Annotated in this window: 10 protein-coding genes; 5 read left to right on the forward strand and 5 right to left on the reverse strand. The window is 69.3% G+C overall.

The window, feature by feature from the left end; all coding sequences use genetic code 11:
• Window positions 1-400 precede the first annotated feature (400 nt).
• On the forward strand, window positions 401-574 hold the full coding sequence (locus ACXJKR_RS02865; protein ID WP_157281035.1) for a hypothetical protein: 174 nt from the start codon (window positions 401-403) through the stop codon (window positions 572-574).
• Here ACXJKR_RS02865 and ACXJKR_RS02870 read toward each other — a convergent pair whose 3' ends face one another.
• The gene (locus ACXJKR_RS02870) at window positions 575-1,480 is read right to left on the reverse strand and encodes a LysR family transcriptional regulator ArgP (RefSeq protein ID WP_457320575.1); all 906 of its coding nucleotides are present in this window, start codon (window positions 1,478-1,480) and stop codon (window positions 575-577) included. It lies immediately after the preceding gene.
• Between the two features lie 73 nt (window positions 1,481-1,553).
• Here ACXJKR_RS02870 and ACXJKR_RS02875 point away from each other — a divergent pair, with 73 nt between their 5' ends.
• Together ACXJKR_RS02875 and ACXJKR_RS02880 are read left to right on the forward strand one after the other, a co-directional pair.
• The gene (locus ACXJKR_RS02875) at window positions 1,554-2,192 is read left to right on the forward strand and encodes a LysE/ArgO family amino acid transporter (RefSeq protein ID WP_457320577.1); all 639 of its coding nucleotides are present in this window, start codon (window positions 1,554-1,556) and stop codon (window positions 2,190-2,192) included.
• A gap of 18 nt (window positions 2,193-2,210) precedes the next feature.
• On the forward strand, window positions 2,211-3,488 hold the full coding sequence (locus ACXJKR_RS02880) for a D-amino acid dehydrogenase (protein WP_457320579.1): 1,278 nt from the start codon (window positions 2,211-2,213) through the stop codon (window positions 3,486-3,488).
• On the opposite strand, the gene prsT is transcribed toward ACXJKR_RS02880, so the two are convergent.
• On the reverse strand, window positions 3,489-6,275 hold the full coding sequence (gene prsT / locus ACXJKR_RS02885; protein WP_457320581.1) for an XrtA/PEP-CTERM system TPR-repeat protein PrsT: 2,787 nt from the start codon (window positions 6,273-6,275) through the stop codon (window positions 3,489-3,491).
• Window positions 6,276-6,380: 105 nt separating this feature from the next.
• Between prsT and ACXJKR_RS02890 the strand changes: the two genes are divergently transcribed.
• Window positions 6,381-7,679, forward strand: coding sequence for an Hsp70 family protein (locus tag ACXJKR_RS02890; protein ID WP_056191644.1), 1,299 nt, complete (start codon window positions 6,381-6,383; stop codon window positions 7,677-7,679).
• Here the strand turns inward: ACXJKR_RS02890 and ACXJKR_RS02895 are convergent.
• Window positions 7,591-8,259: a YecA/YgfB family protein gene (locus ACXJKR_RS02895; protein ID WP_457320583.1), complete on the reverse strand. Its 669-nt coding sequence runs from the start codon at window positions 8,257-8,259 to the stop codon at window positions 7,591-7,593. The genes ACXJKR_RS02890 and ACXJKR_RS02895 overlap by 89 nt on opposite strands.
• Before the next feature lie 353 nt (window positions 8,260-8,612).
• On the opposite strand from ACXJKR_RS02895, the gene ACXJKR_RS02900 reads away from it, so the two are divergent.
• Window positions 8,613-10,769: a putative bifunctional diguanylate cyclase/phosphodiesterase gene (locus tag ACXJKR_RS02900; RefSeq protein ID WP_457320585.1), complete on the forward strand. Its 2,157-nt coding sequence runs from the start codon at window positions 8,613-8,615 to the stop codon at window positions 10,767-10,769.
• A 12-nt stretch (window positions 10,770-10,781) separates the two neighbouring features.
• Here the strand turns inward: ACXJKR_RS02900 and gshA are convergent, their stop codons facing one another.
• Together gshA and ACXJKR_RS02910 are read right to left on the reverse strand one after the other, a co-directional pair.
• Entirely contained in the window at window positions 10,782-12,275 is a 1,494-nt protein-coding gene (gene gshA, locus ACXJKR_RS02905) for a glutamate--cysteine ligase (protein ID WP_457320587.1), read from the reverse strand.
• Window positions 12,276-12,321: 46 nt separating this feature from the next.
• Window positions 12,322-13,980, reverse strand: coding sequence for a SulP family inorganic anion transporter (locus ACXJKR_RS02910; RefSeq protein WP_457320589.1), 1,659 nt, complete (start codon window positions 13,978-13,980; stop codon window positions 12,322-12,324).
• Window positions 13,981-13,985 lie beyond the last annotated feature (5 nt).

The following is a 13,985-nucleotide window of genomic DNA, read 5'->3' on the forward strand; positions in this document are numbered from 1 at the left end:
AAGCAGGCATCCAGGCCGAAGGCGGTGCCGAGGTCGGCGGGATCCGGCTCGCTGCGCGCAGCGACGTCTCGGCGGAAGAAGCGCAGCGCTGGAACGAATCGCATGGCAGACCTCATTGGCTTGACGGGCCGACAACAACATCAGCACCGTGAACCCAGTGTGCGGGATTCATGTGACAACCGAACCCCCCATCTGTGAGTAAATATTGCCTCGCCAGGCATTTCCGCACAGGGGCAACCCCTGTTTTTCCCAGTGTTGATGGGGTCTGCGGGCCGATGCCCCCGATCCGAGGGGAGCGTTGCGCTTTTGCAATTCTTTTCTGCGCCTCCCTAGAGCTCAGGATAGGTTCGCAGGGTCCGGCGCTTAAGCTGCCCCACCTCCAAGCCCCCCGGCTTTTTGCATGAGTTCAGAACTGTTGAAGTGGGTCGCCAGCGGCCTGATTGCCACCGTGCTCGTCTGTACGTTGTGGATGGCGAGTGCCATACATCCCGAACAGGGCGGCACCAACTTGATGCTCGCCCAGGTGGCAGCACCGACAACGGCCGCATCGGCTCCAGTGACGGCCACTCGCTGATCAGCCCAGCGCAAGCTTGGCGCCGTCCGCCAGGGCCTGGCCGATCTGATCCAGCAGGGCGCCCCGCCCTTGCAACTGCCATTGGTGCCAGTACAGCGCCACGTCGACGCCGATCTCCGGCCTGAGCACGACGAGCTGGCCGGCTTCGACAAGGGCGCGAACCTGAATCTCGGGCGCCACGCCCACGCCCCAACCCATGGCGGCGGCGCGCACATAGGCTTCGCTGGACGGCACAAAGCGTTCGCGCAGCCTTGGTCCGCGCACGCCGAAGGCCTGTGACACCCATTGCACCTGCGTGTCGTCCTTGCGGTTGAAGACGAGAAACGGGGTGTCGGCGAAGTTGCCGGCGTGCAAACCTTCGGGCAACTGGCTCGCCAGGAAACCCGGGCTGGCCACTGCCACATAACGCATGACGCCCAGGGCCTGCACCCGGCAGCCCTGCAGCGCCTCGGCCACCGTGGACATGCATCCGAGCACCTCGCCCTGGCGCAGGCTGTCGTGGGTGAAGTCCTGGTCGTCGACGACGAGCTCCAGCCCATAGCCCTCATGCAGGCCCCGCTGCACGAGAGCGTCGAGTGCCAGGGGCACCCAGGTCGCCAGGCTGTCGGCGTTGACGGCAATGGCCAGGCGCGATTGCGGCGCGACGCGCTCGCCCAGTTCTCGTGCCACATCCACGCGCAGCGCCTGCAACTGCCGGGCAAAGCGCAGCAGCACCTTGCCCGCCTCCGTCAGCCGCAGCGGCCGCGAGCGCACCACCAGCGGCTGGCCGACCTGGGCCTCCAGCGACCGCAAGCGTTGCGACACGGCGCTCTGCGTGATCGACAGGCGCTGGGCGGCACGCTCGAAGCCCTGCTCGTCGGCCAGGGCGGCCAGGCAGTCCAGCGCGGCGTGATCGAAGTCATTCATTAGCACTGCTAATGTATGTCCAAGAATATGAATGACACTTCTTGAATTGCCTGCCGATGCAGAGAATCTGCCGATGCCCGCCTCCGCTCTGGCCTCTACAACCGCGCCCGCCGTCTTTGCGCAGGGCTGGGCCATGGGCGCCGGCCTCATCCTGGCCATCGGTGCCCAGAACGCGCTGGTGCTGCGCCAAGGCCTCAAGCGGGAACACGTCGGCGCCGTCGTCGCGGTCTGCACGCTGTCGGACTGGCTGCTGATTGCGCTGGGCGTCTTCGGCCTCGGTGCGCTGATCCAGGGCCAGCCGCTTCTGCTGGAAGTGTTTCGCTTCGGTGGCGCCGCCTTCCTGCTCATTTACGCGCTGCTCGCCGCCCGGCGCGCCTGGCGTCCCGCCCCCGGGCTGGATGCCGCAACAGCCGCGTCCAGCCTCGGCGCCACCTTGTCGGCCGCTTTTGCCTTCACCTATCTGAATCCCCACGTCTACCTGGACACCGTCGTGCTGCTCGGCGGCCTGGGTGCGCGCCAGCCGGCCGAGCTGCGCACCGCCTTCGCGGCCGGGGCCGGCCTGGCGTCGGCGATGTGGTTTGGCCTGCTCGGTTTCGGCGCGGCGGCGGCGGCGCCGCGGTTGCGCAGCGCCCACACCTGGCGGGTCATCGATGCCCTCGTCGCTGTGCTGATGGCCGCGCTGGGTTTACAACTCCTCCTGCAACCCCTCTAAGAACTCAAAAGGACAGCCATGAAGATCGTCGTTCTCGGCGCCGGCATCATCGGCATCGCCACCGCCTGGTATTTGCTCGACGAGGGGCATGAGGTCATCGTCGTCGACCGCCAGCCGGACGCCGCGCTGGAGACCAGCTTCGCCAACGGCGCGCAGATCTCGGTCAGCTTCTGCGAACCCTGGGCCAATGCCGGCGCACCCTTCAAGGTGGCCAAGTGGCTGTTGCGCGACGACTCGCCGCTGCTGTTCCGTCCGCGCCTGGACCCCAACCAGTGGCGCTGGGGCCTGGCCTTCCTGATGCAGTGCACGAACGCCGCCTTCGAGCGCAATGTCGAGGAACTCGTGCAGCTGGGCCGCTACTCGCATGCCTCGCTGAAAGATCTTGTCGCGCGCACCGGCATCGAATATGACCGCCTGGAGCGCGGCATCCTGCATTTCTTCTCCAGCCAGGCCGACTTCGACAACGGCGCCGCCGGCGCCGAGATCATGCGACGCCATGGCGTGGACCGCCGCGTGCTGGGCCGTGAGGAGGTGCTGAAGGTCGAGCCGGCGCTGRCGGCCTTCGGCAACCGCATCTTCGGCGGCACCTTCACGCCCAGCGACGAAAGCGGTGACGCCAAGGTCTTCACGCAGAAGCTCGCCCGGCTGTGCGCCGAACGCGGCGCGCAATTCCTGTACGAGCACGACATCCTCGGACTGCAGCGCGCGGGCGACGGCATCGAGTCCGTGCAGGTCGCCCACATACGCAGCGGCGAGCGCCTGATGTTGAAAGCCGATGCCTTCGTCGCCGCCATGGGCTCGTACACGCCGGCCCTGGTTCAGCCTCTCGGCGAGCACCTGAACATCTATCCCGCCAAGGGCTACTCGGCCACGCTGCGGCTGAAGAAGCCCGAGGCCGCCAGCGTTGTCAGCCTGCTGGACGACACCCGCAAGATCGCCATCTCGCGCCTGGGCGACCACATCCGCATCGCCGGCACGGCCGAGCTGTCGGGCTTCGACCTCAACCTCGATTCACCGACGGCCCGGGTGCGCTGTGCCGCCCTGGTCAAGCGCTACGAGGAACTCTTTCCCGGTGTGGCCGACACCAGCGAGCCCAACTACTGGACCGGCCTGCGCCCCAGCACGCCGACCAACATCCCCTACATCGGCCGCAGCAAGAAGGCTCGCAACCTGTGGATCAACGCCGGCCACGGCACCCTGGGCTGGACGCATGGCGCCGGCTCGGGCCATGCGATGGCCGAGTTGATCGCTGGCCGAAAGCCGGGCATGGCCTTCGGCTTCTACGGTTCGGTCTGATCAGAGCGTCTTCAGCAGCGCCTCGACCTGGGCCTGCTGCGGGAACTTCTTGCCCAGCTTGGCCAGGCCTTCAAGCTCCGCCTTGGCGGCCGGCTTGTCGCCGGACTGGATCAGGATCTGTGCCAGGTTGAGCTTGTAGGCCGGCTGGTCGGGCTGGTCGCTGATGAGCTGGCGCTGCGCGCTGATCGCCTTGCTGAAGTCCTTTTCGTTGGCCAGCACGGTGGCATAGGTGTCTCGCAAGGCCGCGTAGTCGGGGTTGAGCTTGAGGCCACGTTCGGCCAGTTCGCGCGCACCGGGCTTGCCGGTCTTGCTGCGCAGCCAGGCGACGTTGTTGATGATGGGCAGCGCGTCAGGGTTGCGCTTGAGCAGGGCTTCATAGCGGGCGAGCGCCGGGTCGAGTTCGCCGCGGGCCAGCAGGATGTCGGCCGTGGCTGCCGGGAAGCTCTGGTCCTGCGGGTGCGCAGCCGCCCAGTGGGTCTCGAAGGCCTGCGCCTCGTCACGCTTCTTGGCCGCCATCAACACCGAGAACAGACGCGGTGCGGCGTCGGCCGGCTCGCGCAGGGCGACGGCCTTGCGCAGGGCCGCGATGGCGCCGTCGTAGTGCTGGCGATTGCTCTCGATCTCGGCCTCCGCCATCAGCGCAAAGGCCTCCTGCGGATTCTTCTTCTGGCGCTCGCGCAGGGCGGTCAGCGCTTCGTCGACGCGGCCCTGGCGGGCGGCGAGCTGGATCAGCAGCCGCTGAGCCGGCACGGAGGCCGGTTCGGCTTCCAGCGCGCGCTTGACTTCGCGCTCGGCGCCCGCGTCGTCCTTCTCCATGAAGCGCAGCTGGGCCAGGCCCAGCCAGCCTTGGGCGCGCGTGGGCGCCATCACCGTCAGGCGCGCGTAGGTCTTGGCAGCCTGGGCCTTGTCGCCCGACGCCAGCTGGGTGCGCGCCAGGCGCTCCAGCAGGTCGGCGTTGAGCGGCAGGGCGGCGGCGGCCTCCTGCGCCGCCTGGGCGGCCTTGGCGGCGTCGCCGTTGCGCAGGTAGTGGTCGATCAACGACACGCGCAGGGCGGCCTCGGTCGGCTCCTCGCGCACGCCGGCGGCGAGCACCTCGGTGACGCGATCGACCGGCGCACGCGTCTGCGCCAGCAGGTCGGCCAGGGCCAGGCGGGCCTGCGGCGAATGCTGCTGGGTCGTGACGAAGCTCTCCAGGCGCTTGACCGCGGCCTCGCTGCGGTTGGCCTGCATGTCCAGCGTGACCAGGCCCAGCACGGCGGGCAGATAGCCGGCATCGGCCTTCAGCGAGGCTTCGAAGGAGGCTTGCGCCGCCGCCGTGTCCTTGCGGACGAGGTGGATCCGCCCACGCAGGCCGTCCGGCACCGGGCTGTCCTTCATCTTGGGCGCTAGCCTGTCCAGGGCTGCCAGGGCCGCAGGCAGGTCATTGCGCCGCAGCAGCGCATTGATCAGCATCAGGTCGTAACTGCTGCCGCTGTCCTTGGCGGCAATGTCGCGCAGCTGGTTCATGGCCGCGTCGGCTTTGGCCCGGCTGGCGCCGCCCGGCGCAGCGCTGTCGCGAATGATGGCCGACAGTGCCAGGGCCGCGGTGGTCTTGGCGTCGTCAGGGCGCAGCTTGGCGGCGGCACCGAAGGCCTGATCGGCAGCCTCGAAATTGCCCTGCATCAGCTGGGCCTTGCCGGCCATCAGCAGGGAGTCGGCGTCGGCGCGGCCGCTTTCAAGCATCGGGCGCAGCGTCTCCAGCGTCTTGGCGGGCGAGCGCCGCTGCAGCTGCAGCCCGGCGAACTGGCGGCGCAGCGCCAGGTCCTCAGGCGCGAGCTTGAGGGCCTGGTTGAGCAGGTTCTCCGCGTCGGCAAGCTCGCCCAACTGCTGATGGGCTCCCGAGGCCAGGCGCAGCAGCGGCAGGTAGTTGGGCATCACCTTGAGCAGGGGCACGGCCAGCTCTTTCGCCTTGGCCGCATCACCCTTGGCCAGCGCGAGCTGGCCCTGCATGAAACGACCCTGCGGCTTCTTGGCGAGATCCGGCGGCATTTCGTCGACGAGCTTGGTCGCCACGTCGATCTGCTGGCGACCGAACGCCAGGCGCAGCAGCAGCGAGCGCGCGTCGTAGGAGCGCGGATCCAGCACCAGCACTTCGCGCAGCAGCGGCTCGGCCTCATCCATCTTGCCGCGCGCCAGCAGCACCTCGGCCTTGAGCAGCAGCGCCTTGCCCGCCTTGGGGTTCTTCAGGATCAGCTGGTCCAGCGCCGCGAGGGCCTCGTCGGGAAAGCCGGCGGCCACCTTGGTGCGGGCGCTGACGATGATGGCGTCCTCGGACTCGGGCTGCAGCTGCAGGGCTCGCCCGGCCGCCGCCTTCGCTTCGGTCACGTTGCCCTGAGCCAGGAAAGCCATGGCCAGGTATTGCTGCAACGTCGACTGGGCCACGGGGTCGGCCAGGGTCTGGTCGGAGAATTCGCCGATCAACTTGCGAGACTGGCCGGACATCAGCAGCGTTTGCGCCAGCAGCGGCGCCAGTTCGTCGCGCGGCGCGCCCAGCTCCCAGGCCCGGCGCAACTCGATCTCGGCGCCGGCTACGTCACCGGCATCCAGCAGCGCCTTGCCCAGTAGATGCCGGGCCTTGGCGTTCTCGGGGTTCTGCTGCAGCAGATTCTTCAGTTCAATGACAGCACCGCCGACGTCCTTCTGCTCCATGCGCTTTTGCGCGGCGGCGAGCAGGTCCTGCTCGGAACGTTGGCCGCAGGCCGCCAGTGCGGCAGCCAGCAGGAGGGGAGCGAAATGGCGCGTCTTCATCGAATCTCCGCAAATCAGGCGCGCGATTGTGTTCCTAGAATCCGCGCCCTTTCCTCCGAACTTTTCAGGACTTGTCAGGACTGGCCTCCCAGGGCCGTAATTCGAATGATTGCCCCTCCCCCTTTTTGCGCGATTGACTTCGGCACGTCGAATTCCGCGGTGGCGGTGCCCAATGCCAGCACGGCCGCCGGCGAGATGCATCTCATCGAGCTGGAACCGGCTCAACGCACCATGCCGACCGCGGTCTTCTACTTCACCGAAGGCGCCCACGACGCCGACGGCCCGCCGCGCGCCTTCGGCCGCGCCGCCGTGGCTGCCTATGTCGAGGGCCACGACGGCCGGCTGATGCGCTCGATGAAGAGCATCCTCGGCTCGCCCCTCATCGACCAGACCACCGATGTGGGCGGCGGCCGCGGCGCCAAGTATTCGGACATCGTCGCCGGCTACCTGAAGCGGCTGCGCCGCCTGGCCGGCGAACCCGAGCGCGCCGTGCTGGGCCGGCCGGTGTTCTTCGTCGACAGTGAGCCCGAGCGCGATGCGGCCGCCCAGGCCCAGCTGGAGGCCTGTGCCCGCGCGGTCGGCTTTCGCGAGGTGCATTTCCAGTACGAACCGATCGCGGCGGCCTTCGACTTCGAGCAGCAGGCGACGCGCGAACAGGTCGTGCTGGTCGCCGACATCGGTGGCGGCACCAGCGACTTCTCCATCGTGCGCGTCGGCCCCGAGCGCATGCAGCGCCTGGCGCGCCGCGACGACATCCTGGCCAGCCACGGCATCCACATCGCCGGCACCGATTTCGACCGCCACATCGAACTCGCCGGCCTGCTGCAGGAGTTCGGCTACCGCACCACGGGACCCAGCGGACGCGAGGTGCCCAGCGGCATCTATTTCGACCTGGCCACCTGGCATCTGATCAACACCTGCTACTCGCCGCTGCGCGTGGCCGAGTGGCGCGGCATGAAGAGCTGGTTCAGCGACGTGCGCCAGCACGCCCGGCTGATGACGGTGCTGGAGGAGCGCCTGGGCCACGAGTTGGCCGCTCGCGCCGAGGGCGCCAAGATTGCCGTGTCGGGCGGCGAGGACACGACGGTGGACCTCGGTCACATCGAGACCGGCCTGGTGCTGCCGCTGAGCGAGAAGACCGCGGTGGACGCGCTGCGCGCCGACCTCGACCGCATCATCTCGACCGCCCACGAAACCGTGGCGCTTGCCGGCCTGAAGGCCGGCCAGATCGACGCCCTTTACTTCACCGGCGGCTCAACCGGGCTGCGCCTGCTGGTGGACGGCATGGCCGCCGGCTTCCCCGCCGCGGCGCGCGTCAGCGGCGACCGCTTTGCTTCGGTCGCGACCGGCCTGGGCCTGCACGCCCGACGGCTTTTTGGGCCGGCTGCGGCTTCAATGGCCTAGACACGTCCGCCAGCATCAACACCGCGCTGACCAGCCCCTCGACCGCTTCTTCCAGATCGGTCGGCGGCTCCAGCGACTCGATCTCCTCGAGCAGCGTATCGGCGTCCTCGAGGTCGTCCGGGTCCAGGTGCAGATAGAGGGCCGCCAGCGGCTCCAGCAGCGGTTCCTCGGGCAGCTTCATCAGTGCTGGATGGGCATCCAGCGCATGCGCAAAGCCGGCCACCCACGGCAGCACGGTTTCGCTGGGACTGGCGTCCTCGTCGAGCTCGAACACCCAGGGGTCGAACCACTGCCGACCGACGATGGCCAAGTTCAGCTCCTTGTGGCGGCGGCGCAGCAGCCCGATCAACTCGTCGCTGATGCGCTGGGGAATGGGTCGCCCCTCGCTGTCCAACAGCGGCGGCAGCCATTGCTCCAGCGGCACGACTGAAGGCTGCAGCAGCACGCCACAGAGATAGCCGTCGGCCATGCTGACGTCCAGCGGTTCCAGCGGCGCCGGCAAGGCGTCAAGCAGAGCCTGCAGGCGCTCCAGATCGGCTTCGGACAGGGCTTCGGTGGGGCGGTGCTGGGGGGMTGACATGGCGGGATTATGGGCAGTGCAAGTGAATATTGCCCACCGGGGCGCCGGCCGAAGCTCTAGAGTGCCTCCATCCCAACGACGCCCTCTACCCTGAGGGCTTCACGACCCGGCAGCCTGCTGACCGGGTCTTTTTTTGTTGGTCACTTGGCACGCAGCTCGCTGGCGCGAGCCGCTCGGCGCTGGTGCGCCGGGACCTGCGGCCCTGTGCCAAGAGGCCCATCCGCGCCCCGTGGGGCGCGAGGCCGGTCACGTTGCACGCATCTCCCCAGCGTGAGCCGTGGGTTCCGGCACCCCTTCACGCAGCAAGCGAATGGCGCCGGGCCAATCTTGCGTCGGGCTTTCATACTGGCGGCATGTCCGCTGCCGTACTCGCGCTGCGCTTCGACCCGGCGGTCGTGGTGCTGTCCTACCTGACCGCTGCCTTCGCCTCCTATGTGGCGCTGGACCTCGCCCAACGCGTGCGCACGCCCGATGCGCTGGTCRCCCGCACCTGGTGGATTGCCGRTTCGCTGTCCATGGGCACGGGCATCTGGGCCATGCATTTCGTCGGCATGCTGGCCCTCAAGCTGCCCTTCCTCGTCGGCTATGACAGCGCCGTCACACTGCTGAGCTGGCTCGCGGCCGTGGGCGTGTCGGCTATCGCGCTGCGCGTTGCGGCCGGAGAGGCGCTGACGCCCACCCGCCTGGCCGTGGGCGCCGTCAGCATGGGCGCTGGCATCTGCGCCATGCACTACACCGGCATGGCCGCCCTGGTGCTGGCGCCCGGCATCCAGTGGCATTGGGGCCTGGTGGCCGCCTCGGCCGCCGTTGCCACCGGCGCCGCCGCCGCGGCCCTCGTCATCTTCTTCGGCCTGCGCCAGCTGCCACGGGCCTGGGCGCGCTGGGGTCAGCTCGTCGCCGCCCTTGTCATGGGCGCGGCCGTGGCCGGCATGCACTACACCGGCATGGCCGCCGCCGGCATTGCCGAAGGCACGGTCTGCCTCAGCGCCGACGCGCTGCGCGGCGACAACCTCGGCAATCTCGTCGCCGGCGCCACCTTCGCGCTGCTGTTGCTGACGCTGATCACCTCGGCCCTGGACGCCCGCGGCCAGCGCCGCACCAACCGGCTGCAGCAGTCCCTGCAGGCCGCCACGACCGAGCTGCAGGAAATCGCGTTGCGGGACCCGCTGACCGGCCTGGCCAACCGCCAGCTGCTGGACGACCGCCTACAGCATGCCGCCGCGCGCGGCCAGCGCGAGGGCGCTCGTCTGGCCCTGCTGACCGTCAACCTGGACGGCTTCAAGCCCATCAACGACAGCTTCGGCCTGGCCGCCGGCGACCAGGTGTTGCGCGAGACCGCTCTGCGGCTGCAAGGCCTGGCCCGTGGCCACGACACCCTGGCCCGGCTGGCCGCCGATGAATTCGTGCTGGTGCTCGAAGGCGATGTCGGCGAGACGACGCTGGCCCAGATCGCCCAACGCCTGCTGGACGCGCTGGCCGAGCCCATGACCGGCGTGCCTGGCGCCGGCAGCCAGCCGCTGCGGCTGTCGGCCTCGGTCGGCATTGCGCTGTACGACGGCAGCGGGCCCGGCGAGGCGCTGGTGGCCCAGGCGGATTCGGCTGCGCAGGCGGTCAAACGTGCGGGCGGCAACGGTTTTGCGTTCTTCGAGGCGCATATGCAGGCCGGCGTGCGCGAGCAGGTCGAGTTGGCCCGCGACCTGCGCGCCACGCTGGCCGGCGAAACCGGCAGCGGCCGCCTGGCCCTGCATTACCAGCCCAAGATCGCCACTGCCCAGGGCGAAGTCAGGGGCGTCGAGGCGCTGCTGCGCTGGCAGCATCCGCAGCGCGGCGCCATCAGCCCGGTCGTCTTCATTCCCGTGGCCGAGCGCTTCGGCCTGATCGTGCCGCTGGGCGACTGGGTCATCAAGGAGTCCTGCCGCCAGATTGCACTTTGGCGTGAGGCGGGCCTGCAGATGCGCGTGGCCATCAACCTGTCGGTGCAGCAGCTGCGCCAGCCCGACGCCCTGGTGCGCCGCTTCGAGGAGGCGCTGGCCCAGTATGGCGTCGACGCCCGCCAACTGACCTGCGAGATCACCGAGTCCGTCGCGATGGACGACGCCACCGCCACCGAACGCTCACTACAGCGCCTGGCCGAACTCGGTCTGTGCCTGTCCATTGACGATTTCGGCACCGGCTATTCCAGCCTGGCCTATCTGCGTCGCCTGCCGGTGTCGCAGCTCAAGATCGATCGCAGCTTCATCCAGGACCTGGAGAGCAGCGCCGACGCCCGCGCCATCGTCAGGGCCGTCATCGAACTGGCCCATGCGCTAGGCCTGCAGGTGGTGGCAGAAGGGGTCGAGACCGAAGGCCAGGCCGAGGTGCTGCGCGGCAAACGCTGCGACAAGCTGCAGGGTTTTTTGTTCGCGCGCCCGATGCCGGCCGAGGACCTGACGCGCTGGGCGAAGGACGCGCAGGACGACCGACCGCGCTTCAGCTCGTCGGTCTACGCAACGCTGGACCCCAGCATTTAGGGCCGAACGGCCCTAAACCGCCATCCGCGCCGGCGCCACGTAGAAGCGCCGGAACTCCTCGAAATCCATGGTGTCGGCCGCCTCGATGCGGGCCTGCTCGGCCAGCGACTCGGCCGCCATCTTCTCGAAGCGGCGTTGCAGCTCGTCTGGAAACGGCAGCGCCAGCAGGGCCGCACGCGTGGCATCGCTCTGGCGGCGGGTGAAGCCGACATAGCTGTCGTCGAAGTCCTGGGCCATCACAGTCAGCACGCGCGCCGATGGGCAGAGCTCGGGCTGCTGCAGGCGCTGGCCGACGCGGCGCAGGGCCGCGCGGTAGGCGTCGCCGCCATGGGCCGCGTCAAGGGCTGCGGCGTGCACAGCGCAGGCGGCGAGGATCTCGCCGGCCCAGTCGGCGAGGCTGCGCTCACCCCCGCGCCAATGCTCCAGCATCAGGCCCGGCTCCCGGCCGCGGGCGGCCACGCGGTGCTGGTTGCGGCTGTTGGCGGCGATCTCGTCGGGCGTGTCGTCGGGGCTGTCGCTCTTCAGGCAGTGCAGCAGGAAGGCGTCCAGCACGCGGATGGCGTCGGCACCGATGCCGACCGGCTCGAAGGGGTCGAGGTCCATCAGCCGCACCTCGATGTACTCGACACCGCGCTCGCGCAGCGCATGCAGCGGCCGCTCGCCGGAGCGGATCACCCGTTTGGCGCGAATGGTGCTGTAGAACTCGTTCTCGATCTGCAGCAGGCTGGTGGAGAGCTGGTTGTAGTCGCCGCCGGGCGTCTGCACGCCAATGGCCTCATAAGGCGGATAAGGCCGGCTCAGCGCCTCCTGCAGCGAGGCCGCATAGCTCTCCAGGCAGTTGTAGGTGACGGCGATGCTGGACTGCGCGTCGCTCTGGTAGCCCAGCCGGCCCATGCGCAGCGAGGTGGCGTGCGGCAGGTAGAGGGTGTGGTTGGAGAGGCGCTGCAGGCCATGCTCGCGGTCATGCACGAAGCTGTCGCACAGCGCCGGGCTGGCGCCGAAGAGGTAGAGCAGCAGCCAGCCCTCGCGGCGGAAGTTGCGGATGGCACCGAAATAGCCCTCCGTCGACACGCCCGGCAACGACCAGTTGTAGTGAATGCCCGAGATGGTCTGCATGCGCCGGCCATAGCGCTGGCCCAGGCCCATGCGGTAGACGCTCTTGGCACGGCCGACATTGCTCGAACCGTAGCGGCCGATCGGGATGGTCTCGTCCGTGGGCAGGCCGCAGGGCATGGAGCCCACCCAGAGCCGCTCGTCGGCAAGGGCCCGGTAGACGGCCTGGTGGACCTCGGTCAGCTCCAGCAGGCAGTCGTCGACACCGGCATGCACGCCGGTGATCAGCTCCAGCTGCGACTCGCTGTAGTCGGTCGTGATGTGCGGATGGGTCAAGGCCGCGCCGAGGGCCACCGGATGCGGTGTCAACGCCAAGCCGCCCCCGGGGAGGGCGCGCAGGCTTTCCTTCTCGATGCCACGGCGGATGCCGAGCAATGTCTCTTTGTCGTTCATGGCGTCCGGGGACCGGGAATTGGGCCAAGACGGTAGCAGATGAAGGCTAAAGCTGCCCAGGCGCGTCCATGTCAGCCAGACTCGGCCTCAGGGCATGTTCGCCGGCCTGGATGCCTTCGTGGTGGCTGAGGTAGAGCGAAACGTCATAGCGCTCCAGCCAACCCACGGCCTTGAGCCTGTCCAGCACCGGGCCCTTGACCTCGGAGAACTCCAGCCTCAGCCCCTCGGCCCGCAGCGCCGCATGCAGCTCCTGCAGGGCGGTCAGGCCCGACACATCGATGTGGTTGACCGGCGCCATCAGCATCAGCACGCGCTGCGGCGCGCCGACCTTCTCGCGGTGCTCGCGCACATGGGCCAGCACGGCGTCGACCAGGCCGCGGGCGTTGGTGAACACCAGGCTCTCGTCGACACGCAACCCCACGACCTCGGGCCGGCACTCGACGGCATAGCGCTCGAGGTTGCGGTAATGCTGCGTGCCCGGCACGCGGCCGATGCGGGCGACGTGGGGCTGGGCCGTGCGCTGGATCAGCAGCGCGACAGAACCCACCACGCCGATGGCCAGCGCGGCCGCGATGCTCCAGCACAGCACGGCCACCGTGACGGCCACCATCAACAACCCTTCGGCGCGCGCATAGCGCCAGGCCTCACGGTAGGGCTGCAGCGAGAAGCCGCCCAGCACAGCCACAACGATGGTCGCGGCCAGCACGGGCTTGGGCAAATGAGCCAACGGTTCGGCCAGCAGCAGCATCGCGACGAACATGAAGGCGCAGACGAACACCAGGCTCCAGCGGCTGGCCGAGCCGGCCTCGTGCAGCAGGATGCTGCGCGAGAAGCTGCCCGCGACCGGCATGCCGCCGCTGACCGACGCGACCAGGTTGGCCGCTGCCAGGCCGCGCATCTCGGCCGCCGGCAGCAGCTTTTCGCCACGCCGCTGCGCCAGCGATTCCGACACCGCCAGGCTGGAAACGAAACCCATCAGGGCCACCAGGGCGGCGGACGGCAGCAACTGCAGCCACAGCGCGGCCTCCAGCCGCGGCAAGCCGAGCGGCAAGACCAGCGACGGCAGCGCACCGACCTGGGCAACGCCCATGGCGGCGGGCGTGAAGGCCGACAGCGCCATCGCCGCAACCAGCAGCAGCAGCGGCGCCAGCCGCGCCAGCAGGCGTGGGCCGGCCCGGCGCGACAGCAGCAGCAGCGCGATGCCTGCGCCTCCCCAGACCGCGCTGGCGACGCCGAAGCCGCCCTGCGGGGCCGATGCGATCAGGTCGGGCAGCGTGAAGCCCGCCGCCGCACTGCCCAGCAACACCGGCAGCTGGCCGGCCGCGATCATCAGCGTCGCGCCGGTCTCGAAGCCGCGCAGCGCCGGCACCGACAACAGGCTGGACAGCGCATCCAGGCGCAGCAGCGCGGCCACCGCCAGCAGCAGGCCCACTTCGGCTGCGAGCACGAGCGCACCTTCGGTCGCACTGACGCTGGCCGGCAACGCGCCCAGGGCCTGCGCGATCATCAGCGCCAGCACCGCCACCGGGCCCAGGCCCAGCACCGGGCTGGAGCCCAGGGCCGCATAGGCCAGCAGCGGCAGCAGGCTGGCATACAGCCCCACCTGCGGCGGCAGGCCGGCCAGCATCGCGTAGGCCAGGCTCTGCGGGATCAGCAGCACGGCGACAACAGCACCGGCGACCAAGTCGGCGCGCCAGGTGGGCATGAATC

It is taken from the genome of Roseateles sp. P5_E11, assembly GCF_054049355.1.